We start from the raw sequence: 21,768 nt of genomic DNA on the forward strand, positions 1-21,768 counted from the left end.
CCAGGAACTGACGACTTCTTTCGTTCATCGATCGTTCATTTCGAAATGGCTCACCCGCGCGTCAAAAGAGTCGAACGGGCTGAAAGATCGACCTGGTGAACGAGGGGGTGGGCCGATGAAACGTCGTCTGTCGATCGGCCTGGCAGTGGTGCTGCTACTGGCCGTGGTCGCCGTGATCGTCTGGGACCGCGGCGGTGACGAGAACACCGCGCGGGGGACCGATCTGACCACGGTGCGCGGCGTCATCGGATCGGAGAAGCTCGCGTTCTTCTCCGACAAGAGGGTGGCGGAAGCATTCGCCCGGCACGGGCTGAAGGTCGAGGTCGACACCGCCGGTTCGCGGCAGATCGCGAGTATGGACCTCGGGAAGTACGAGTTCGCGTTCCCGTCCTCGTCGCCGGCCGCGCAGCGGATCCAGCGCGACCACAAGGTGACCGGCGTGCACACGCCGTTCCAGTCGCCGATGGCGGTCGCGACCTTCGAGCCGATCGTGAACCTCTTGAGCGCCAACGGGATCGTGCGCAAGGGCGCCGGGGACTACCAGGTGCTCGACGTCGCGAAGTACCTCGAACTCGCGCAGCGGGGCACACGCTGGGACCAGCTCCCCGGCAACACCGCCTTCCCGGCCCGCAAGAACGTGCTGGTCACGACCACGGATCCGCGTGAATCGAACTCGGCGGCGATGTACCTGTCGATCGTTTCGTTCGTCGCCAACGGCAACAACGTGGTCAGCACGCCGGAAGCCGAGGCCAAGGTCCTGCCCGGCGTGTCGAAGCTGTTCATCGACCAGGGCTACACACAGAACAGCACCGAAGGCCCGTTCGAGGACTACCTCGCGGCGGGGATGGGCAAGACGCCGCTGGCGCTGATCTACGAATCGCAGTTCGTCGACCGGCTGGTCCGCGCGGACGGCTCGATCCGGCCGGACATGCGCCTGCTCTACATGGCGCCGACGGTGTACTCCAAGCACACGCTGGTCCCGTTGAAGCCGAACGGTGACCAGGTCGGCAGGCTGCTGGCGACCGACCCGGAACTGGGGAAACTCGCCGCCACCTTCGGCTTCCGCACCGGGGACCCGCGGTTGTTCGCCGACGTCGTCGCCGCGGCCAAGGCGCCGGTGCCGTCGGATCTGGTGGACGCCGTCGAGCCGCCGTCGTTCGAAACGCTGGAGCGGCTGCTCGACGCCGTGAAGAAGCAGTACTGATGGACGATTTCACGCTCACTCCACCCGAACCGGTGGAGGCGATCCCGGCCGAGCGGGCCGCGGGTCTGGTGACGCTCGCGCCGGAGGTCCACGCCGAGGTCGCGAAGCGCGCCGAGAGTTTCGCCCGGCGTCTCGAAGCGCTCGACGTCCGGTCCCCGGAGTTCACCCGCGTGCTGGACGAACTGCTCGCGGTCGGCGAGTCCGACATGCGGGCGGCGGCGACCGTCGCGGGCGCGCTGCTGGACCGCTCGTCGCGGGCGCTGGCGGAAATCGGGTCACCGCAGCAGCAGGCGACGGTCAGCCTCGCCGGGCTCCGGCGGGCCGTGGCGGAGATCGACCCGGCGAAACTGCCGATCACCGGCCGCAAACTGATGGGGCTGATCCCGGTCGCGGGCAGCGCGAAGAAGGCGCTCGACCGCTACCGCGCGGCCAACGAGCCGGTGAACGCGCTGGTACTGGACCTACGTGCGCGGCAGGACGTCCTGCGGCGGGACAACGCCGCGCTCAAGGGCGAGCGCGAGCGGCTGTGGGCGACGCTCGGCAAGCTCTCGGAAGCGGCCGCGTTCGCCGAGGCCGTCGACACCGCCGTCGAACGTCAAGCCGGGATCTTCGACTTCACCGATCCCGCTCGGGCCAAGTCGCTGCGGGCCGACGCACTGCATCCGATCCGGCAGCGGCACCAGGATCTGCTGACCCAGCTCGCGGTGAGCGCGCAGGGCTATCTGGCGCTGGATCTGGTGCGGCGCAACAACGACGAGCTGATCCGGGGGATCGAGCGGGCGGTGTCGACCACGGTCGCCGCACTGCGGGTCGCGCTGCTGGTGAGCGGCGCGCTCGCCGGGCAGCGCGACGTCCTCGACGAGGTCCAGGCCGTGCAGGCCACGACGGACGGGCTGATCCGGGCGAACGCCGAGATGCTGGAACTGCGCAGCGCCGAAATCCAGCGCGCGGGCAGTGATCCGGCGGTGGCGGTGGCGACGATCCGCGAGTCGTTCGAGCGGATCTATCGCAGCATCGACGCGATCGACGAGTTCAAGGCGGGGGCCGTCTCGACGATGGCGGCGACCGTCGAGGCGCTGTCCGGCGAGATCCGGCGAGCCGAAGACCATCTGCGCCGCTCTCACGAGACGGCGACGGCCGAGGGGGCATCGTGAAACGCTGGACGGTCTTGGCGGTCAGCGCGGTTTGCGCGCTGTCACTGGTTTCCTGCGATTCGAGCGAAGGTGAGACGCGTGGCCTTGGGGAGGCCGAACCGGGCACCTTGAGGGTGCTCGCGGGCAGTGAGCTGGCCGATATGCAGCCGCTGTTGGAGCAGGAAGCGGCGGCGACCGGGGTCAAGGTGAAGTTCCAGTTCACCGGGACGCTGGAAGGCACCGAGACGCTCGCGAACGGGAAGGCGGACGGCCAGTACGACGCCGTCTGGTTCTCGTCGAACCGGTACCCCGCGGCGGTTCCGGAGGCCGCGAAACGGCTGGGCGAGCAGGTGAAGATCATGAGTTCGCCGGTGGTGCTCGGCCTGTCCGCTTCGGCGGCGCAGCGGCTCGGCTGGACCGGACGGCCGGTGGGCTGGGGCGAGATCGCCGAGCAGGCCGGGAAGAAGGCCTTCACCTACGGCATGACCGATCCGTCGGCGTCGAACTCCGGCTTCTCCGCGCTCGTCGGGGTGGCGTCGGCGCTCGCGGGCGCGGGCAACGCGGTCGATGCGCAGCAGATCGCCGCCGTCACCCCGAAACTGACCGAGTTCTTCAGCGCGCAGGCGATGTCGGCGGGCTCGTCGGGCTGGCTTTCCGAGGCCTACCGGCGGCGGGCGAGCGGTCAGGATCCCGGCAAGAAGGTCGACGGACTGATCAACTACGAGTCCGTCCTGCTGTCGATGAACGCGACCGGGAAGCTCCCCGAACCGCTGACGCTGGTGTATCCCTCCGACGGTGTCGTCACCGCCGATTACCCGCTGACCCTGGTGCAGAGCGCGAATCCCGACGCGCGGGACGCGCACCGCAAGCTGGCCGAACGGCTGCGCACGCCGGACACGCAGCGCAAGATCATGGAGACCACGCAGCGCCGCCCCGTCGTGCCCGGCGTCCAGCTCGGACAGCAGTTCGCGCAAAAGGATCTCGTCGAGCTGCCGTTCCCCGCGACGCAGCAAGCGGTCGACGCGTTGCTGGGCGCCTACTTCGACAAGATCCGGCGTCCGTCGCGCACGCTGTACGTACTCGACACCTCGGGCTCCATGGCGGGGGACCGGATCGAGTCGCTGCGCACCGCGCTGATCGGGCTGACCGGCGCCGACGGTTCGCTGACCGGCCGGTACCGCCGGTTCCGCAGCCGCGAAGAGGTCACGATGCTGCCATTCGACACCGTGCCGGGCAGCCCGGAGACGTTCGTCGTCCCGGAAGGTGATCCCCAACCCACGTTGGACAAGATCAAGCGATTCGCCGAGGGCCTCGACGCGAACGGCGGGACGGCGATCTACGACAGCCTTCAGCGCGCGCACGACATCATGGGCCCTTTGGTCGCGCGCGACCCCGACCGGTTCACCTCGATCGTGCTGATGACCGACGGGCAGAACGCGAACGGCGCCAAGTTCGCGGACTTCCAGGCGAGGTTCCCGGCGCTGCCGGAGGCGGTGCGGCAGATCCCGGTGTTCACCGTGATCTTCGGGGAAGGCGACTCCGCCGAACTCGGCGAGGTCGCGAAACGCACCGGCGGCAACGTGTTCGACGCGCGCGGCGACGTCCTGCCCAAGGTGTTCCAGGAAATCCGCGGGTACCAGTGATCCGGTACCTCGGCTCCACGAAGAACCTCGCCGGCTGCGTCGGCGGGCTGATCGGGCTCGCGCTGTACCTGACCGGCGTCGTCGGCGCGCTGTGGCCGGTGGTGGTCGCCGGGCTGTACGCGGTGTTCGCCCTGCTCGCGCCGCCGGAACGGGTCCGGCTGGTCTCGGTGGCCGCCGAGGCCGAGGCCGGTCAGCTGCGCGCGGACCTCGGCTCGCTGGTGGACAAGGTGACCGCGCGGGCACAACGGATGCCGGAGTCCTCTGTGGACAGTGTCCGGCGGATCGCCGAAGTGCTCGAAGACCTGCTTTCGCGACCGGAGCGATGGGCGGCCAACCCGGACGTCCAGCACGCCGTCACCCGGCTGACACGGACGGATCTGCCGCTTTCCGTGGAGACGTACCTCAACCTGCCGTGGTGGTTCGCCGCCAAACGGCGCGCGAGCGGCGAGCCCAGTGCGTCCGACGAACTCCTGGCGCAACTGGAGCTGCTGGAAACCGAAGCGCATCGCATCGCGGAACGGTTCTACGCGGGGGATGTCCACCAGCAGGCCGATCACACGCGATATCTGCGGGAGCGGGGCCAGACGTAGTCCCAGTGAGAGAAACCCTTGCCCAGTAGGAACTCCAGGTGTCCCGATCACCGGTCGTTCTCCGTGGGCAAGCCGGGATCCTTGTGGTGGACTGCGTACCGTCGGCCCCGTCATGGCCGGCATTCCGTCTTCCCAAGGGAGTTCAGGCGTGCATAAGTACAGACAGTGGATGGCCGTGGTGGCCGCGGTGGTGGTGTGCCTCGCCGGCGGTACCCCGGCGAACGCCGAACAACGCGACGATCACTGCGTCGCCGACACAGCGACCGGAGCGATCCGGTGCTTCGACAGCCTCGGCGAATCGCTCGCCGCGGCGTCGGCAGGCGAGGTCGGTGCCTCCGCGACGGTGATCAGCGTGCTGTACGAACACGCGAACTTCGGCGGCGCGAGCGTCGCCGTCACCGGGTCCCCGTGCGTCGAGGGGACCAATCAGACCGTCGGCTTCCTCGGAAACTGGAACGACAAGATCTCCTCGTTCCAGACGTTCCAGAACTGCTACATCACGATGTACGAGCACGCCGAATACCAGGGCGAACGCCAGGAGTGGTACGCCAACGACAGCGGCAACTACGGGTCGAACATGAACGACCGCGGCAGTTCGGTGGTGTACTCGCGCGGGCCGTCCCGCGCCGAACTGCTCAAGGACTGTGGCCGCGCCACCAAGACCTGCAACGCCCACGTCGACCAGCGCGGCCAGGACTTCTACGGCGACTGGGGCCGGGTGGACACGGTCTACAACTGCAGCGCCAACAAGATCACCCAGGTGATCGGCAAACGCGACACCCGCAGCGGGAAGAACACGGTGTCGAACGAGATCAGCGTGAGCGCGGGCTTCCAGTTCCTCGTCGACTGGTCGGTCGCGTACAAGCGCACGTGGGGCCAGGAATGGGGCTGGGAGACCAGCGAGAGCGTCGAGACCCGGATCGAGGTCAACCCTGGCTACTGGGCGGGTCTGGACCGCTCACCGGTGATGCGAGTGGCCAGCGGCTCGTACGACATGTGGTACGACAAGCGCAAATGGGGTCACCATCAGTGGTATGTCTGGAACTTCAGCGGTGAAGGACCGGCGCCCGGTGTCGTGGGCCAGACCAGGACGGTCGGCAAGAAGATGACGTCGGACGAGAAGAAGAGGGTGTGCGGGAAGTCGGCCGGTCTCGTGCGGTCGTCCGCATCGTCGCGGTCGGAAAGCGCGGCCGCGCCTGCCGTGCCCGCGGTGCGCGTCGCGCAGGGATCGCTGCACAGCTAGCCAGGTGGTCCGGCTCGGCGGTCGTCAGCGGCCGCCGAGCCTCGGCAGGGTCAGGGTGGTCACCGCCGTCGTCACCCAGCCCAGCAGATCGCCGAGCGGGATGGTGGACAGCCTTTCCGGCCACTCCTCCGCCAGCGCGTGCAGGACGAGGTGGCCGTCGTGCGCCTCGACCGCGGTGAGCCGGATCCCTTGCGGGAGTTCCGGCAGGGGCAGCACGATCGGCTTGAGGCGGGACGGCGGGCCGAACCGGCGGCGTCCGATGTGGACGGCGATCGGCCGGAGGACGACGGCGCCGCCCTCCACAGTGGACTCCAGGGCGAGATGACCCCAGCGGGGCCGCTTTTCCCAGCGGACGTGGAAATGCCCGTCATCGCCGGGGGTCACGATGATGCCCGGCCGCGCCTCGGCCACCCGCGCCTGCAGTACTTCGGGCGAAACCCGGATCGCCATCCGCACCTGCTCGGGGATCGCGGCAGGGGACGGCAGAGAGCGGAGACGGACGTTCGACGCCAGCACGGTGATGCGTTCGAGCGGCGTCTCCGGCCAGTCGACGTCCTCCACGACGATGCGGACGTCGCCGATCCGCCCGGTGGCCGCCAGGCTGAGGCTGTCGGCCTGGTAGTCGAGTCCCGTCAGCGTGAGGCCGACGTCGTGCCCGTCCACCTTGGTCGTCAGCCGTCGCCCGACCAGCTGTTCGGTGACGGTCTTCAGCACCGCGGCCGGGGTCACGGGCACGTTCGGCAACAGCGCCCGCCCGGCGGCGGCCAGGCCGAACAGCTCGGGAAGCGGGTTCAGGTCGAACCATCTGCCGTCGCTCATCCGACCAGTGTCGCCGAACGGGACGCCGATCGCCGCCGCAGGGGGTCAGCGGGCCGCGAAACGGGCGATGACACCCGCCAGGATCACCCAGAACGCGGCGGCCAGGCCGTAGTCGAGAATGACCGCGAGATTCGGGTCACTCACCGGGAAAAGGCCCGGCCAGAACAAGGCCAGCGGTTTGGCCAGCGCCTGGATGAAGATGAAGAAACCGTTGCCCGCGTTGGCTCCTGCGAGCACCATCACCATGTACAGCAACTCGATGAAAGCGAACACCGCGCCGATGCCGGTGATGACCCGCACGGCGGTGTTGCTCCTACTGGTGGTTCGCCATCTGGACATATCGGAAAAGTTCCCGGATTCCGCCGTGACAAACGCTTCAGTGGTCAGATTGCGCCGATCGGCCGTACCTCGCGTACTGCCCGCAGGCGCGCTGTGACGGAGTGCTTACTAAGTGATATCGATTATCATTGCCAACATGACTGTCGGCGACTGGAATGACGGCTGGGAACGCCTGATGGCGAGATATCAGCCAGGGCGCGCGCAAGCGATCGAGCGGATGATCGAGCTGGTCGAGACGCGGTGCGAAGGTCCCGCGCCGCGCGTGCTGGACGTGGGAGGCGGCACGGGCACCCTCTGCTCCCGCCTGCTCGAACGCGTGCCCGGGGCGGAGGTCACTCTGCTCGATCTCGACCCGGTGATGCTGACGATCGCCGGCTCGTCCCTGCCGTCGTCGGTGCAGGTGGTCCGGGCCGATCTGCGGGAGCCGGACTGGACCGCCCTGCTGCCGGATACCGGCTACGACGCCGTTCTGGCGGTCATGGCGCTGCACTACCTGCCGCCCGGCCGGTTGACCGAGCTGTACGCCGAACTCGGCGGGCTCGTGCGGGCGGGCGGATTAGTGGCCAACGTGGACGACATGCCGGATGGGGAGCCGGTGGCGTCCACGGTCGAGGACGGCGAAGATCTCTGGGGCGCTTGGTGGAGCCAGGTCGCGGAGGACCCGGTGCTCGGCCCGGCGGTGGCCGAAAGGAACCGGCTGTTCGGAGAGTCACCTTCGGCCGAATGGCATCCTCCGGCCGAGTGGCACCTGCGGGCGCTGGAGGCCGGGCCGGTCGACGAGGCGGCCGTGGCGTGGCGGAACGGTGTCCAGGCCGCCGTGGTGGCGTTCAGGCCCCGGTGAACGGCGCTGTGCTCTCAGCATCGGGTGAGTTGTCCAGAGGTGCGCCGCGCCACTGCCAGCCGGCGCGGGAGGGACGTCCGGGGAGGTCCACCCGGTCCGTCGCCCACAGCAGCGCCGTCCAGGGGTCGACGCCGGCGGCGTCCACGTCCGGGAACATCCGCGCGAGCACTCGCGAACAGGCGTCACGTGGCGGGTCGAGGGTGACGGCGAGGCCTCTGGCCATGTCCTCGCCGTGGACCAGGACCTCGACACAGCCCATTCCGGTGAAACCCTCGAGGTCGGCGCGTCCGCTCGGGTGGTACGCGCGGACGTCCGGGTCCGTCGTGCGGAGCGTCGCGCCGAGGATGCCGCCGCCGACCGCGACGAACTCCAGCAGCTCCGACGGCGTCGCGGCCTGGTCGGCGACGGCTTCGAAGCAGACGAAACGCGGCGTGGACGGCCGGGCGATCAGCAGTCCCGCGTAGGAGATGAGGCAGTCGCCGAGATGCTCGGCCGTGCGCCAGGCGTTCAGTTCGCCGGTGCCCGGCGCCGATCGCCAGTCACAGCCCGACGCCTGACGCAGTCCGCTGACGACACTCGCCAGCGCCGCGTCGAGGTCGTCGGGCGTGATCGTCATCGTGGCATCAGCTCAAAGGTGTCGGAAACGCGACCGGACCGCGGCGGCCGTTCTTCCCGACCGCGCGCACACCGAAGAACACGTTGTCCTTCGACAGATCCACTTTAGCCTCGGTCGTGTCGCCGACCTTGATCGCGTGCGTCCAGTCGGGCGCCGTCGTCTCCCGCCACACGACCTCGTAACCGGCGAGATCCGGGTCTGTTCCGCGCCGCCACACCAGATCCGTGTCGTTCGTCAACCGGTTCGTCCGGATCCGGACGTCTTCGGGGGTGCCCGGCGCGGTCGCCAGCGACCACATCGTCGCGGCGTTGACCCGCGCGACCCTGGCGATGAACGGGAAATCGCAGAACTCCGGCAGATCGCCGAACCGCCGGCCGTTCTCCACCCGGACGTCCTGGTGCTGGTGCGCGTAATCCTCGTGCGGTTCGGTGAACCGCGCGGCCGGATAGCCCTGCTCCAGGAACGGGATATGGTCGCCGCCCCGCAGGTAGCGGTCGCGCCGGTGGATCACCCGCACGGCCATTCCGGTCGCGTCGTTCTCCGCGACCGAGCGCACGAACCGGGCCAGCTGACGGGACAGCGAGTCGTTTTCGCCACCGACCGCGCGCCGGATGTCCGCCTGCGCCGGGGTTTCCGACGTCGGCACCCCTTCGGCGAACAACCGGATCGTGCGCGGGTCCCTCGTGCCGTCGTCCGCCCGGCTCGAGCCGACGATGTCGTTGGTGAACACCGCCTGCACGTTCGTGCCCGCCGATTTGTACAGCGTGGCCATATGCCGCGCGCCGAACAGGCCTTGTTCCTCACCCGCGACCGCCGCGAACACGATGGTCGCGGCCGGACGGCGAGTGGCGAACACCCGGGCGAGCTCCATCGCGACGGCCACCCCGGAAGCGTCGTCGTCGGCGCCCGGCGCGTCCTTCGTCGCGTCGAGCGGATCGGAACACCGCGAGTCGTAGTGGCCCGACACGACATAGACCCGCTCGGGAGTGGTGGAGCCGCGCAAGGTGGCGACGACGTTGGTGATCGTGGTGGCGACAGGGATCCTGGGCGGAGCGGGCTGTTGCAGATACGACTGCGACTCGACCTTCATCCGGCCGCCCGACCGTTCCGCGGACTTCTCCAGTTCCGCGAAGATCCAGTCGCGGGCGGCGCCGATGCCGCGGACGGGATCGGTCTGCGAGGACAACGTATGCCGCGTCCCGAAAGCCGCGAGCCTGCGTACGGTTGCCTCGATCCGGTGTTCGTCGATCTCCCGCAGGATCGCCCGGAGTTCGGCGTCGGGTCGTTGCGGGGTGAGACGTTCGCCGGGGCCACGTTCGTCAGTGAGCCGATCGTCGGGCTCTTCGGCGCCGGCGGTCGAGGAGAGAGCGGTTGATGACAGCGCGGTTGATGACAGGGCGGTTGATGACAGCGCGGTTGATGACAGGGCGGCCGCCGAGAGCGCGGCCGACGTGGACAGGAAAACTCGTCTGGACCTTTCCTCAGCCATTCTCCGTTCCTACGCGCCTTGTGTTCGGGCGTCTACCCGCGAAAAGGATGAGCGCGGCGGACGGGGGATGAGGGACGATCACCGGGTGATCTTCGGGAGAAAGAAGTCCGTGGCCGAGGCACTCCAGGAAACGTTGGAGAGCCGGGGGCACCGTGTGGGCGTGCTCGTCGATGCGCTCGTGCGCGTCGACAAGTCCAGCGCTGCCGCTGAAATCGCGGCGGCCTTCGAGATGATCACTGAGACACCGGCGCTCATCGCGACTCTCGACGAGTACTGGCGGTACGAGCGGGCTCTGGATGACGTCGCCCGGACGCTCAGGGCCGGCAAGGTAGGACTGCTGACCACCGCGATCGCGGCTTCGTACCGCGACGGTCGGGTCCGGGAACTGGCGGTCACGAGACTGCTGGCGAAACCGTGCCCGGAGACACTTCCGTTCCTGCTTTTGCGCATGACGGACTGGGCGTCTCCGGTCCGCGACGTCGCCCGCGCGGGTGTCATCCGGCTGCTGCACGATGATCCGGCGACCTACTTGCGGCCTGCTGCCGAAACGATGCTTCACCTGGGGCGCCGTCGCCGCGGCGGCTTCGGCGTGCGACAGCTGTACGCGGCCGCTTACGACGTCCCGGTGACGGTGCTCGAGCAGCTGATGTGCTCGGTGAACCTCGCGGTGCCGAGGTTCGCGTTCGAGGTCCGGACCCGGCGGGGTGACCTCAAACTCGACGAGCTGATCCGGCTTGCTCTGACGAATTCCGACAAGGGCATCCGCGCACGAGCCGGTGAGGCCGTCGCACGCCAGGCCGTCTGGACCGGTCGCGTGGACGTCCTGCGCAAGCTGGCCGCCTGCCGCCACGGCGAGGTACGGATCAGCGCACTGACCGGACTCGCGCGCCTCGGTCACTGGGAGGAAATCGCCGGTCTGCTGGACGACCGTTCCACACTGATCCGCGCGCTCGCACGGGATGCCGCCCGGCGTACGGGCATCGACGCCGTCGTTTGGTACCGGTCCGCTGTTTCCGGTGCGAACCCTTCCCTGGGGGCCATCGCGGGACTTGCGGAGTCGGGGCGGGAAGAGGACGGACAGCTGCTGTACCCGTTGCTGAGGCACCCCTTGGCCAGAGTGCGAGCCCAAGCCGTTGGGGCACTGCGGATTCTGGATGCTGTTCCGGTCGATTCGGTGAGGTCGATGGTCGAGGATCCTTCGCGACGAGTGGTCAGGGCGGCTTTGAAGGCGTTGCGGACACGGGCCTGAGTTCGTTGCTCAGTCCTGAGGTTCGTCGTCCTCGGGACCTGGGCGTGGCTCGTGGAGCGGCTCTGGCGCCGTCTCGTAGGTATGGCCGCTCGGCGTGGTGATGATCATGCCGCCGTCGCCGGTGGGCACGGCCGACCAACCGGGTTCTTCTCGAAGCAGGTTGTGGCTTTTGCAGTGACTGTGGCAGTTGTACTGGTTGGTCTTGCCGTCGCGAGCCCAAGAGATGATGTGGTCGATCTCGGAGAATTCGGCAGGCCGGTGACAGCCCGGTTGTGTGCACTCGCGATCCCGCGCCATGATCAACCGTGCCAAGGAGGCCGGTGACCGGTACTTGTCGGCGCCGGCTTCGACCAGTTGGCCTGTGGCGGAGTCGGTGATCAGCCGCGACCAGGTCGAGTCGGGGTCAGAGGCGATCTCGCGGACCAGCCAATCGGGGATGGGCCCGTACCCGGCGAGTGTCGCGGGGTCGTTGCGCGCGCCGACGAGTGTCAAGAAATCGACATAGACATGGATGTGCGCACGCGGCTTGCCATGTCCGTCCTCGGCCAGCAGGCGTTCGGCGAAAATATCGGCGCGATGCTGGTCGAGAGTCCGGGATTTGTCCTTGCTCCGCCGGTCTCTCGCGGCCCGGCTCATTGAGGCGTAAATGGAACTGGCGACTTCCGTGGGAAGATGGCCGGCGAGCGTGGACATCGTCTCGTCGTTGTGTTCCAACGAGATATGCCGCAACGCGCGTTTCTTGGCGGCTCGTTCGCGATAGCCGTCGGGATCGAATTTCTGCACGGCGTGACTCACCGAGCCCCGGATCGCGCCGGGATCACGATCGGCGAGCCGATTGGTCAGCCAGGCGTCGACCTGTGCCGCGACTTCGTCCGATACTTCCCGCGTCAGCTGCATGACCTTGGAAGCCTTGTACAGGTCGATATCGCCACGCTCCAACGCCGCCAGCGTGTTCGGCAGGCGAGCGACGAGGGCGCAGGAGGTCTCGACGAGCAGGAACGCGTGGTTGCGGGTGACCGAGAAGCGCAAGGCGACCTCCTCGGTCACAGATCTTCGTGATCCACCGCGAACGGCGAAATCGGCTAACGCTCGAACCTGACGTCCCTGTGTCCGACGAAGCGAAACCTCTTCGTCGAACGCGGCGTCAAGAAAGCGAGCGGCTTTCGGGTTATGAGGGAGAGTTGTGGTCATGGCGTCGATCTTACTCGAACTGATGTTCGACCGCCAGCAAAGGCGTGATCGAATTTACGCGGAGAGTGAACGGGCGTCTCGTTCACCCCGGACCGTGACCGACAGCCCGGCTTGCCTGCTTGAATGGGTGAGTGAGCGAGGACTACCCGAGACTGCTGGAAGACCGAGAAGTACTGGTGGCGCGAGGAGTTGAGCGACGACAAGCGCGGCTGCGAGGCTGGCTTGACGGCTACGACGGGCCGCGACCCCTCTATCGGATCGAACTGTTCCTCGACCGTGACCGGTATACGGCCACCGCCATGGACATGTTCGAGTCACTCGTCCGGTTGCGTCGTCAGCTGGAACCCGGGGGTTGGGCGATCGCCGTTCAAGGGGCCCGCCGCGACACCTATCCGAGCGGGATGTGCAGGGATATGGGTGGTGGTATGCGAATCTACGTAATGCGGACCGGCAGCAAGACCTCGGCAGCCGACCTCGTCGACACGCTGGCCGATGCGGAGCTCGACCAGATAGTGACTGTTGCGGAACAGAGGACCCGGTATGCCGAATGGTGCGAATCGGCCACGGGTCGCCTTGGAATCTGACGCGGAGGTGGCGATCCGAGCCGCGGACGCCGCGTGCGAGGTGATCCGGCGATCCTACGGTCGCGCGATCGAACGGGTCGACAAGAGCGACGGCGATTTCGCCACCGCGGCCGATCTCGCCGCGGAGCGCGTGATCCGGGGAGTTCTGCGGGAGGCGCGGCCGGACGACGGGGTCGTCGGTGAGGAGTACGGCGCGGACGAGGAAGCCGGATCGCGGACCTGGCTGGTCGATCCCTTGTGCGGCACGATGAACTACGCGGTGCGGACCCAGTTGGTCGCGGTCAACATCGCCTTGCGTGCCGGCGACGACGTGACCGCGGCGGTGTCGGCGGACCCGTTCTCCGGAGAGGTGTTCTGGACCGGCGGGGCCGAGGCGTTCGTCCGTCGCGACGGACGTGACGAGCCCTTGGTGCCTGGGCCGGGCGGCGATCTCGTGGATCTCAACCTCGACCCGCCGTTTCCCAACGCCGTGTCCTTCCGCGCGGCACGGATGCTGATGGACGACGCGTTCACCGGACGCTTTCGCCCCCGCGTGGTTTCCACGACACTGGCGCTGGCCTGGGTCGCGGCCGGGCGGCGGGCCGCCTACGTCACCGATGGGCACCTGAAGGACAGTGTGCATTTCACCAGTGGCATCGCCTTGTGCCGGGCGGCCGGTTGCGTCGTGACCAACCTCGCCGGGGAAGCCGTCCACACCGGCGCTCAAGGACTTGTCGCGGCCGCCGATCCCGCGATCCACCGAGAGCTGATCGGCCTCGTGGCTGGCCGGTCGTGAGGAGTGAACGTCCACTCGGACCGGATCCGCACGTCGCCCGCCTGTCGGTCGGGATCGGCGCGGGTAACCTCGGCGGCGGCGGAACATTTCACGCCGTCATCTTCGAGAACGAGGGTGGGCACGCGTCCTCGCTGATCGACGACCCGTTCGAGCGCGGGCCGCAGGGCGGTTCGTCTCGTGTGCATTCTGTCGGTATTGCGGTGGAATGGCGTCATGGTTGAACTTCCGATCTGTGATCGTGCCGGCAACGCCTTGATCGAGTTTCGTTTCGTCACGGAAGAGGAATTGGGGCGTCTGGTCAAGCGGGTGACCGTGCCCGCGTCGTTGGTTGTCGTTGTCCACGCGGAAGCCGTCCTGATGATGTTCGATAGCCGGCGGAGGCAGTGGGAGCTTCCGGGAGGAATGCGGGAGACGGGTGAGAGCCCGCGCGAGGCCGCGGTACGGGAGCTGGGTGAGGAGACCGGCATCCACGGCGTGGACCTGTCATTCGCCGCCATGGCCGAGTTCGATCTCACGAAGCCGGAGCGTCGGGAACTCCTGGCCGTATATCGGGTTCGGCTCCAGGTCGTGCCTCGGATGACCGTCAACGATGAAGCGCTGGACTTTCGATGGTGGCCGCCATCGGAACCGGTGAGTGAGGATATGAGCCCGCTGGACGCGGAGATCGCCAGGCGCGTGGTCCAAGCAGCTACCGGCTGAATTCGCCGGGTCGTGCTGTCGTGCCGCGAAGCGCGCAGACATGCCGATGAGCGGTCGTGCTGTATCGGGTGCGTCGTGCTCGGCTGCCGTGGCAGGTTTGTCTCCGTGCCGGACGATCATCACGCAGCGACATCGAACAGGCCGAAGCCGGCGGTTCGTATCGTGCATCTGACCGGCCCCGTGTTCGACTCGCTCGCTCGCGGTGATCTGGCCGGAGTGACCGCGACCAGCCCGGTACCGCTGACGGCCTACCTGACCGGATCGGACCGGCGTGGGCTGTGGCAGAGGCGCGGCAGGCAGGTCGCGGCGGACTCCGGCAGCGCCGCCTGGGTCACCGGCATCATCTGGGACCGGCAACATCTACTGGCCGTCGGTACGGCCGGTTACCACGGGCCTCCCGACACATCGGGGATGGTGGAGATCGGCTACGCCGTCGACCCGGCACACCGGCGACGGGGTTACGCGCGGGCGGCTTTGGAGTCGGGGCCGCCCAGGAGCCGCAGGCACACACCGTCCGGGTCACGATCAGCCCCGGCAATACGGCCTCTTATCGGTTGGCATCGCAGTACGGCTTCGTCAAGGTCGGCGAACAGTGGGACGACGAGGACGGGCTTGAGATCATCTACGAGATCCCGGCGGATCGCCTGTAGCCAGGTTTCGAATCTCCGCTCTTGCCGCCGTGCGTGCGCTGACGTCCACTCGATCTCGGAACAGTCCCTCACGGTCCGGCGGCCGGGTCGTCGAGGTCGAGTGGCGGCATCGTCGCGGTCTCCTGGGCCCAGGTGTCGCGGAATCCCTGCTGGACCGCGAGATCGACCAGCTCGATCCTGGCCCCGATGCTGTCGAGCCGGTGGTAGGTGAAGGAGCGACCGTAGGGGCAGGAGTCGAACTCGATCGGCGCGCCTCGATCCGCCAGGCGCTGTTTGTCCGTCATGACGTCCTTGGACCAGTAGCCGATGTGGTCGAAGCGGGAACCGTCGGTCGCGTCCCACGGACTGCCGGCGGGTCCTTGGATCACCTCGAAGAACGGTGGCCCGTCGGTGGAGAACACGATGCTGTAGTCCCAGTTCCCGAGGGTGCCCGTACGGACTGGACTCCAGGTCACACCGAGAGTGCGGGTGAGGTCCTCGGTCGCCTGTCCGATATCTCGAACGACGAAGCACAGGTGGTAGAAGGCGTTCACCCGTCCTGTCTACCAACTCCGCGGTACACGAAAATTCGTGGCCGCCCACGAGCCTGGGGCGAGGGACGGACGGCGCTATCGTTGATCGATGTCGCGCGCAGTCGTTCTCGGCGGGACCGGGCTGATCGGTCGCGCCACCGCACGCCGGTTGCTGGCCGCCGGGTGGGAGGTGACCGTTGTCGGCCGAGACGCCTCGCGCATGTCCGAGGATGTCGCGGTCGCGGGTGGCCGGTTCGTCGCCGCGGACCGCGGCGAACCCGGCAGAGTCGCGGTGGCGCTCGGTGCGGGGGCGGATCTGGTGGTCGACTGTCTGTGCTTCACCGCCGAGCACGCCCGTGATCTGCTGCCGCTGCTGGACGACGTGGGGTCCACGGTGATGATCTCCAGCAAGGCCGTGTACGTCGACGCGGCGGGCAACCACGTGAACTCGGCCGCCGCGCCGGCATTCGACGGCCCGATCCGCGAGTCGCAGCCGACCATGGCCCCACGCGAGGATCTCGACTACCGCACTCGCGACGGCTACGGCGCCAACAAGGTCGCCGCGGAACGTGTCCTGCTCGACAGCGGACGTCCGGTCACCGTTCTGCGACCATCCAAAGTCCATGGCGAGGGGGCGACCGAACCCGGTGAATGGGTGTTCGTCAAACGCGTACTGGATCGGCGTGAGGTCCTTCTTCTGTCCCGCGGTGGCCGCGGCGTCGACCACCCGAGCGCGGCCGGGAACATCGCCGCTCTGATCGCAACCGCCGCGAACGACCCCGGCAGGCGTGTCCTCAACTGCGCCGACCCGGACGCACCCGACGCCCTCGACATCTCGCGGACCATCGCGAGATACCTCGGCCATCGGTGGGAGGAAGTGCTCCTCGACGACCAAGCCCCTGCCGGACTCGGCCTGCACCACTGGGACCGCATACCGGGTATCCGGCTGGACATGACCGCCGCCGGGCGACTGGGCTACCGGCCGTCCGGCGACTACGCCACCACCGTGACCGCCGAGCTGGACTGGCTGGTCTCCAGTGCGGGCCGGAACACCTCCCAGTCGCCGGGGTTCGACCACGAGTACTTCGCCCCGATGGTGAACTACGCCGCCGAGGACGACTACCTCGCCACGCGGTAGCTGGAGCCCGACGGAAAGCCACAGACCCGATCGGTCAGCTTCCCCGGAACGACCGGCTCAGCCCTCGCCCTCCGCAAGCAACTCCCGCAGCATGGCCAGCAGCTCCCGCCGGTCCCCGGCCCCGAGTTTCCCCCGGATCCGGGCCATGTGGTGCTCCACGGTCTTGCCTGAGATGAACAGTTTGCTCCCGGCCTGTTTGTACGTCAGCCCGTCGACGACCAGCCGGGCGACCTCCAGTTCGCGTTCGCTCAACGTGCTCAACCCGGTGGTGGTGGCGGGTTCCGGAGCGCGTCCTTGGAACTGGCGGGCCGCTTCGAGCAGCTGGACCATCGCCTTGCGGTCCGAGGTCCGGATCGCCGCTTGGCCCGCCAGGCGGGAAGCGTCCCAGCAGAGGCCGAGTTCGTGCAGTTCCGAGGAGGACGCGGTGATCTCTTCGGGGTCGAAGGTGCCGGTCAAGACCGCGAGCCAGCCGGTCGCGGCGGCGGCGAGTGCGGCCGGATAGCGTCCGCAGGACGCGAAATCGTCGAGTGCGGCCAGATGTTCCGCGGCCGACTTGTGATCCTCGACGGTGATGGCGGCGTGCAGTTCGTGCCAGCGTAAGGTTGCGGTCCACAGTGGAGGGTTGCCGAGCGCGTCGAGCACGGTGTGCGCTCGCTCGAGTTGCCCGGCCAGTTTGGCGCTCGCGCCGCCCCGTGCGGCCGCGATCGCGAGTTCTCCCAGCGGCAGCAAGGAATACAGGTCCGGCTGCTGCCGCATCGAAGCCTGATACGCCCGGTCCCACGAGCGTTGCAGGCCGGGAAGATCACTCGACCGCCGCGCCAGGCCCAGTTGCAGGGTGGCGGCGAAGAGTTCGTCGCGCGCTTCGAGACCGTCCGGTGGCATCAAGGCCCCGGCGGCCGTTTTGAGGTCGCCCGCGGTCATCGCGACCCAGCCGAGCAGCAGCCGATGCCGTTTCGCGAGCAGGTCGCCGCCGATCCGCCCGCTCACCGCGCGGCTCAACACCGACTCGGCCAGCGCGAGTTCGCCGGAATGCAGGCCCACCAACGCGGCGAGGGCCGCCGGGCTGTCCGGGAGCGGTGCCGGCGCCCCCGCCGATTCCAGCATCGAAGCCGCGCCCAGCAGGGCCGACAGGGTTTCGGCGCCGCAGCCGGAGACCGAACCGGTGATCGCGCGCGCCATCCGTGAGGCGGCGCCCGCGAACAGGGTCGGCACTTCGGGGGTTTCCAGCACGCCGCGGGCGGCTTCGAGTTTTCCGGTGCCCAGCAACGCGATCGCGGCGAACGCCTTCGAGCCCGCCCGGCCTGACCATTGGTACAGCTCCGCGCTGTGCGCCAGTTCGCCGCGATGCGCCAGCACGGTCGCCGCCACTTCGGCACCCGCGGCCCTGGCGTCCGTATCCGAGGTGCTGCCGAGCATCCCGTCGCCGAGCCGGAGCGCGGTGTCGAGATCCCCGGCCAGCGCCGCGGCGTGCGCCCAGCCGACGGTGAGCGCCGCGCCGCGCCCACCGGCCTCGGACGCGGCTTCGTAGAACCGCGCCGCGAGTTTCGTGTCGTCGGGCATCGCTTCACGCGCGGCCGCCTCGAAGGCCGCCGCCGCGCTCGCGCCCGAACTTCCCGTTCCCAGCAGGGATCGGGCGAGGTCCAGTACCGGAAGTCCGTCGCGCAGCTGGAGTTCCACCAGCCGCTGCAGCACCGTCAGCCGCCGCCCTGGCGACCCCCAGGTGCGGATGGCCTCGGCGGCGATCGGCAGCAGCACGTCGTCCTCGCCGAGGAGACCGGTCGCCCTTGCGCTGTCGAAGACTTCGGGCAGCCCTTCGCGATCGCGGTTGAGCAGGGCCGCCAGGAGATCTAGATTCCGGCCCGCGCCTGCCTCGGCCGCGATCAGGAACCGGTGGACGTCGTCGTCGAGCTGTTCCAGCTCACCGCGGAAGTCCGCGAGCCTGCCGGTGACCGCCCGCACCACCAGCCCCGGCACGCCACCGGTCCTGGCGTGGACGTCCGCAGCCGTGGCCGGGTCGCCGCCGGCGTGCTCGACGAGCCGCCGGACGTCGTCGACGCCGAACGCGCCCAAGGTCACCGCCCTGCCGAAGGAATCGGCGAGTGCGCGCAAGGTGGTGGTCCGCGCGGCGGGCCGGAAGGCCAGGACGACGGGTGCCGTCGTTTCCTCCGCCAGCGTCCTGATCTTCGCGATCTCGTCGTCGCCGAGCTGGTCGGCGTCGTCGACCAGCACCGCCTCGACCCCGGCGTGGTCGAAGTGGCGTCCGAGCAGGCCGAGCAGATGGGTCTTCCCGTGCCCGCCGGGGGCGACGACGGTGACCCGCACCGGGAGTTCCGGGGCGGTGGTCACCTCGTCGAGCAGGCGCCGGGCACCCGGATGGATGATGCCGGGCTTGTCGAGCAGTGCGTTCAACAGCGACCTTCGGGGGAGGAAGTCACGCCGGGGGTGCCCGGCGCGCACGAGCTCGAAGTGGTGGGAGGGGCTTCGGGACCCTTGTCTGCGGTGGCTTCTCGGGTGGTCAAGGTGAGCAGCAGCGTCGTCGCGGCCAGCACCACGATCGCGGCACCGGCCACGAGCGGCTTGCGTCGGCTGAGCAGTTTCGCCGCCCCGGTGCGTTCTGGCAAGGGGAACGGGGTGATGTCGACGGGCGGCCGTTCGGGCCGCTCGGTGAGCTCTCCTGGCACGTCGACCCGGGGAAGAAGGGTGGTTTCGACGGTCGCGACGGCGTTCGACGCCGGGCCGCCGGGTTGAGGAAGGTCACGTCGCGCGGCGATGTTGGCCGCACCGGTCGCCACCGTCAGCACCGGATCACTCGACGCGAAGACGGGGCACGGCGTCCGGCCGGGAACCGGTGGGGCGTCGCCACAGAGCACGATGCCCGCCAGCGCCTGCGGCGGGATCCCCGCGCCGTGCGCGAGTTCGAAGACCTTGCCGACGGCCTCGCCTGGCTCGACGCCCTCCACCGTTTTGACCGGCTGCCAGCCGTTGACGCCGGCCGCGGCGATCGTGACCACCGCGCCGTCGGGGCCGAATTCGCAGACACCGGCGGTGACGTCGCCTTGCGGGGCGAGGTACGCGTGCAGTGCGGCGATGGGCGCGGCGACCAGCGCGGCGCGGGGGAAGCCGGCTTCGGCCAAGGCCCGGCGCAGCAGCTCCCGGCGGAACGAACCCCAGCCGACGGGGTGGGTGAGCACGATGTGTTGCGGCTTCTCGCCGAAGCGTTCGGCCGCTTGATCAACCGCGGCGTCCACCAGGACCGCGCTGAGGGATTCGGCCGGGAACCGCTCGCCGCCGACGATCACGGGGACGTCGTCGCCGACCCGTTCGTGGAATCCGGTCAGCAGCCGGGCGGGCGCGGACCGGCCCGCTTCGACGGCGGCGTCCCCGGTGAGCAGGTAGCCGTCGTCGTCGAGGAACACCGCGGACGCCGCCGCCGGGCCGCGCGCGCCGAGCCACGACGGCTCGGGCACGCCCCAGCCGTCGCCGGTGTTCACACAGGTGGCGGCGGTGGTGCGGGTCGAGGCGATATCGATGCCGAGGACGTAGGGCAACGAGCATCCTCCTTCGCTTGACCAGCCCCTAAGGACCAAATAGGGCCACTCACCTGAACGGCTTGACCCGTCTGGGTGAGAGTTGGCATTAAACCCAACTGAATGCGTCTCGGTTAAGCCCCTAACGCCCTAACGATGTCATACCGATCCCCTATTGGCTGAGTGAGCGACGACCAGGAGTGATCCCCGATGTGCCCAGTGGCACCCGCTCACTAACTTCGGTGACCTGCGCTCAGCCGTGCCCTCCGGCCGCTGTGCCTGCCCCACCGACCTAGACCTTCAGGAGAGTCCTTTCATGGGTTCCGTCCAGACCCTGCACGACTTCACGCTGAACCTGCTGAACGACACCGCCGCCCGTGCGGCGTTCGCCAACGACCCGCAGCAGGTGCTGGCCGACGCCGGCCTCGGTGACATCAACGCCGCCGACGTGCACGAGGTCGTCCCGCTGGTGCTCGACTTCGTCCCGGTCGACACCGCCACCGACCTCACCGGAACCACCGCGGCCACCGCCGACAACCTGGCCGGTTTCGGCGGCGTCACCAACGCCGTCAACGGCACCGACGGCGAGTGCGCCGACGGCGTCCAGGGCGCGATCGACCAGCTCACCGCGCTGACCGCCGGCCTGCCGGTCGCCGTCCCCGGTGCCGACGCCCTCCCCGGCGTGCCGAGCCTTCCGGGCCTCCCCGAGGCCGGTCTCCCGGCCGTTCCGGGTCTGCCGGAGCTGGGTGGCCTGCCGGCCGTCCCCGCCGTGGGCGACCTGCCGGTCGACGTCCCGGGCCTGCCCGCCGTCCCGGCCGTCTCCGACGTGACCGACGTGTCGAACGCCGCCGCCGGCGTGACCGCGCTCGCGCAGAACACCGTCGGCAGCTTCGGCCTGACCGACGACCTTTCGCGTGGCCTCGACGCCGCCCCCGCCGCGCAGGCCGGTGACGTCGCCACCGGTGCCGTCGACACCGCGACCGACCTGGTCCACGACGTCCCGGCCGTGGACACCGCCGGTCTCCCGGCCGTCGACTCGGTTCCGGCCGTCGGCGACCTGGCGGGCGACCTGCCGCGCGCCGACGGTGTCGCGGGCGGTGCCCCCGACTTCCTGTCGACGGTCGGTGACCTCACCAGCGTCATCGGGCAGACGGGTGTCGCGGACGTCACCACCAAGGTGCACGACATCGCGAACAACTACGGCAACGGTGACATCGCCAACAACATCGCCCACAACAACGGCGACGTGACCGGCAACGTGGCCAACGAAGCCGCCAACGTCGCGAACCACGCGGGTGTCTCCGAGGTCCACGACACGGTTTCCGAGGTCGGCAACAACATCGGCCACACCATCGGCAACCTGAACGACGTGCACATCGGCACCGGCGACATCGGTTCGAACAACGACATCCACATCGGCTGATCCGAATATTTTTCAGTTCTGTGCCAGGGCCCCGCGACCGCACCAGGTCGCGGGGCCCGCACGCTCGTGTTGGCCCATGCCACATTGATTCCGCGCTTGGTTA

General features: G+C 68.8%; 20 protein-coding genes and 1 pseudogene. 13 read left to right on the forward strand and 8 right to left on the reverse strand.

What is annotated here, in order from left to right; translation table 11 throughout:
* Positions 1-115: 115 nt before the first annotated feature.
* From ACLJO0_RS40170 to ACLJO0_RS40190, 5 genes are all read left to right on the forward strand, one after another.
* Positions 116-1,204: a hypothetical protein gene (locus tag ACLJO0_RS40170; RefSeq protein WP_410585061.1), complete on the forward strand. Its 1,089-nt coding sequence runs from the start codon at positions 116-118 to the stop codon at positions 1,202-1,204.
* Positions 1,204-2,358: a toxic anion resistance protein gene (locus ACLJO0_RS40175; RefSeq protein WP_125785646.1), complete on the forward strand. Its 1,155-nt coding sequence runs from the start codon at positions 1,204-1,206 to the stop codon at positions 2,356-2,358. The genes ACLJO0_RS40170 and ACLJO0_RS40175 overlap by 1 nt, the downstream gene beginning before the upstream one ends.
* Positions 2,355-3,980 carry a VWA domain-containing protein gene (locus ACLJO0_RS40180; protein ID WP_410585063.1) on the forward strand — a complete coding sequence of 542 codons (1,626 nt, stop codon included), beginning with the start codon at positions 2,355-2,357 and terminating at the stop codon, positions 3,978-3,980. The genes ACLJO0_RS40175 and ACLJO0_RS40180 overlap by 4 nt, the downstream gene beginning before the upstream one ends.
* The gene (locus ACLJO0_RS40185) at positions 3,977-4,570 is read left to right on the forward strand and encodes a hypothetical protein (RefSeq protein WP_410585065.1); all 594 of its coding nucleotides are present in this window, start codon (positions 3,977-3,979) and stop codon (positions 4,568-4,570) included. The genes ACLJO0_RS40180 and ACLJO0_RS40185 overlap by 4 nt, the downstream gene beginning before the upstream one ends.
* Before the next feature lie 148 nt (positions 4,571-4,718).
* Positions 4,719-5,813 (forward strand): peptidase inhibitor family I36 protein, encoded by a 1,095-nt coding sequence (locus tag ACLJO0_RS40190; RefSeq protein ID WP_410585067.1) that lies wholly within the window; start codon positions 4,719-4,721, stop codon positions 5,811-5,813.
* Positions 5,814-5,837: 24 nt separating this feature from the next.
* On the opposite strand, the gene ACLJO0_RS40195 is transcribed toward ACLJO0_RS40190, so the two are convergent.
* On the reverse strand, positions 5,838-6,632 hold the full coding sequence (locus ACLJO0_RS40195) for an LmeA family phospholipid-binding protein (protein WP_410585069.1): 795 nt from the start codon (positions 6,630-6,632) through the stop codon (positions 5,838-5,840).
* Positions 6,633-6,677: 45 nt separating this feature from the next.
* The gene (locus tag ACLJO0_RS40200; protein ID WP_026467456.1) at positions 6,678-6,932 is read right to left on the reverse strand and encodes a hypothetical protein; all 255 of its coding nucleotides are present in this window, start codon (positions 6,930-6,932) and stop codon (positions 6,678-6,680) included.
* Positions 6,933-7,107: 175 nt separating this feature from the next.
* Here ACLJO0_RS40200 and ACLJO0_RS40205 point away from each other — a divergent pair, with 175 nt between their 5' ends.
* Positions 7,108-7,812 carry a class I SAM-dependent methyltransferase gene (locus ACLJO0_RS40205; protein WP_410585071.1) on the forward strand — a complete coding sequence of 235 codons (705 nt, stop codon included), beginning with the start codon at positions 7,108-7,110 and terminating at the stop codon, positions 7,810-7,812.
* Here ACLJO0_RS40205 and ACLJO0_RS40210 read toward each other — a convergent pair.
* Together ACLJO0_RS40210 and ACLJO0_RS40215 are read right to left on the reverse strand one after the other, a co-directional pair.
* Positions 7,799-8,428 (reverse strand): hypothetical protein, encoded by a 630-nt coding sequence (locus ACLJO0_RS40210; protein ID WP_410585073.1) that lies wholly within the window; start codon positions 8,426-8,428, stop codon positions 7,799-7,801. The genes ACLJO0_RS40205 and ACLJO0_RS40210 overlap by 14 nt on opposite strands.
* A gap of 7 nt (positions 8,429-8,435) precedes the next feature.
* Positions 8,436-9,917 carry a M20/M25/M40 family metallo-hydrolase gene (locus ACLJO0_RS40215; protein ID WP_410585075.1) on the reverse strand — a complete coding sequence of 494 codons (1,482 nt, stop codon included), beginning with the start codon at positions 9,915-9,917 and terminating at the stop codon, positions 8,436-8,438.
* Positions 9,918-10,002: 85 nt separating this feature from the next.
* On the opposite strand from ACLJO0_RS40215, the gene ACLJO0_RS40220 reads away from it, so the two are divergent.
* Positions 10,003-11,166, forward strand: a complete 1,164-nt coding sequence (locus ACLJO0_RS40220) for a HEAT repeat domain-containing protein (RefSeq protein ID WP_410585077.1) — start codon at positions 10,003-10,005, stop codon at positions 11,164-11,166.
* A 9-nt stretch (positions 11,167-11,175) separates the two neighbouring features.
* On the opposite strand, the gene ACLJO0_RS40225 is transcribed toward ACLJO0_RS40220, so the two are convergent.
* Positions 11,176-12,213 (reverse strand): DUF222 domain-containing protein, encoded by a 1,038-nt coding sequence (locus tag ACLJO0_RS40225; protein WP_410585368.1) that lies wholly within the window; start codon positions 12,211-12,213, stop codon positions 11,176-11,178.
* A gap of 275 nt (positions 12,214-12,488) precedes the next feature.
* Between ACLJO0_RS40225 and ACLJO0_RS40230 the strand changes: the two genes are divergently transcribed.
* From ACLJO0_RS40230 to ACLJO0_RS40245, 4 genes and pseudogenes are all read left to right on the forward strand, one after another.
* On the forward strand, positions 12,489-12,941 hold the full coding sequence (locus ACLJO0_RS40230; RefSeq protein WP_410585079.1) for a hypothetical protein: 453 nt from the start codon (positions 12,489-12,491) through the stop codon (positions 12,939-12,941).
* A 7-nt stretch (positions 12,942-12,948) separates the two neighbouring features.
* Positions 12,949-13,716, forward strand: coding sequence for an inositol monophosphatase family protein (locus ACLJO0_RS40235; protein WP_410585081.1), 768 nt, complete (start codon positions 12,949-12,951; stop codon positions 13,714-13,716).
* A gap of 213 nt (positions 13,717-13,929) precedes the next feature.
* A complete protein-coding gene (locus tag ACLJO0_RS40240; RefSeq protein ID WP_410585083.1) occupies positions 13,930-14,415 on the forward strand; it encodes an NUDIX hydrolase in 486 nt (161 codons plus the stop codon).
* Between the two features lie 216 nt (positions 14,416-14,631).
* A pseudogene (locus ACLJO0_RS40245) lies at positions 14,632-14,835 on the forward strand (GNAT family N-acetyltransferase); the annotation flags it as partial.
* 298 nt (positions 14,836-15,133) lie between these two features.
* On the opposite strand, the gene ACLJO0_RS40250 reads toward ACLJO0_RS40245, so the two are convergent.
* Positions 15,134-15,598 (reverse strand): VOC family protein, encoded by a 465-nt coding sequence (locus ACLJO0_RS40250; protein ID WP_410585085.1) that lies wholly within the window; start codon positions 15,596-15,598, stop codon positions 15,134-15,136.
* 88 nt (positions 15,599-15,686) lie between these two features.
* Between ACLJO0_RS40250 and ACLJO0_RS40255 the strand changes: the two genes are divergently transcribed.
* Positions 15,687-16,715, forward strand: a complete 1,029-nt coding sequence (locus ACLJO0_RS40255) for an NAD-dependent epimerase/dehydratase family protein (RefSeq protein ID WP_410585087.1) — start codon at positions 15,687-15,689, stop codon at positions 16,713-16,715.
* Positions 16,716-16,772: 57 nt separating this feature from the next.
* Here ACLJO0_RS40255 and ACLJO0_RS40260 read toward each other — a convergent pair whose 3' ends face one another.
* Together ACLJO0_RS40260 and ACLJO0_RS40265 are read right to left on the reverse strand one after the other, a co-directional pair.
* Complete coding sequence (locus ACLJO0_RS40260) at positions 16,773-19,124, reverse strand: LuxR C-terminal-related transcriptional regulator (RefSeq protein ID WP_410585089.1); 2,352 nt, start codon at positions 19,122-19,124, stop codon at positions 16,773-16,775.
* Positions 19,121-20,263, reverse strand: a complete 1,143-nt coding sequence (locus tag ACLJO0_RS40265; protein WP_410585091.1) for a molecular chaperone DnaK — start codon at positions 20,261-20,263, stop codon at positions 19,121-19,123. The genes ACLJO0_RS40260 and ACLJO0_RS40265 overlap by 4 nt, the downstream gene beginning before the upstream one ends.
* 295 nt (positions 20,264-20,558) lie before the next feature.
* Between ACLJO0_RS40265 and ACLJO0_RS40270 the strand changes: the two genes are divergently transcribed.
* Positions 20,559-21,665, forward strand: a complete 1,107-nt coding sequence (locus tag ACLJO0_RS40270; RefSeq protein WP_410585093.1) for an IniB N-terminal domain-containing protein — start codon at positions 20,559-20,561, stop codon at positions 21,663-21,665.
* Positions 21,666-21,768: the final 103 nt, after the last annotated feature.

Source organism: Amycolatopsis sp. lyj-108 (assembly GCF_046549005.1).
In the GTDB taxonomy this organism is placed as follows: Bacteria; Actinomycetota; Actinomycetes; order Mycobacteriales; family Pseudonocardiaceae; genus Amycolatopsis.

Bases quoted from the DNA above. Each gene is read 5' to 3' on its own strand.
- ACLJO0_RS40255 (WP_410585087.1), top strand. From the start codon at position 15,687: ATGTCGCGCGCAGTCGTTCTCGGCGGGACCGGGCTGATCGGTCGCGCC.
- ACLJO0_RS40175 (WP_125785646.1), top strand. From the start codon at position 1,204: ATGGACGATTTCACGCTCACTCCACCCGAACCGGTGGAGGCGATCCCG.
- ACLJO0_RS40240 (WP_410585083.1), top strand. From the start codon at position 13,930: ATGGTTGAACTTCCGATCTGTGATCGTGCCGGCAACGCCTTGATCGAG.
- ACLJO0_RS40205 (WP_410585071.1), top strand. From the start codon at position 7,108: ATGACTGTCGGCGACTGGAATGACGGCTGGGAACGCCTGATGGCGAGA.
- ACLJO0_RS40270 (WP_410585093.1), top strand. From the start codon at position 20,559: ATGGGTTCCGTCCAGACCCTGCACGACTTCACGCTGAACCTGCTGAAC.
- ACLJO0_RS40195 (WP_410585069.1), bottom strand. From the start codon at position 6,632: ATGAGCGACGGCAGATGGTTCGACCTGAACCCGCTTCCCGAGCTGTTC.
- ACLJO0_RS40215 (WP_410585075.1), bottom strand. From the start codon at position 9,917: ATGGCTGAGGAAAGGTCCAGACGAGTTTTCCTGTCCACGTCGGCCGCG.
- ACLJO0_RS40170 (WP_410585061.1), top strand. From the start codon at position 116: ATGAAACGTCGTCTGTCGATCGGCCTGGCAGTGGTGCTGCTACTGGCC.
- ACLJO0_RS40210 (WP_410585073.1), bottom strand. From the start codon at position 8,428: ATGACGATCACGCCCGACGACCTCGACGCGGCGCTGGCGAGTGTCGTC.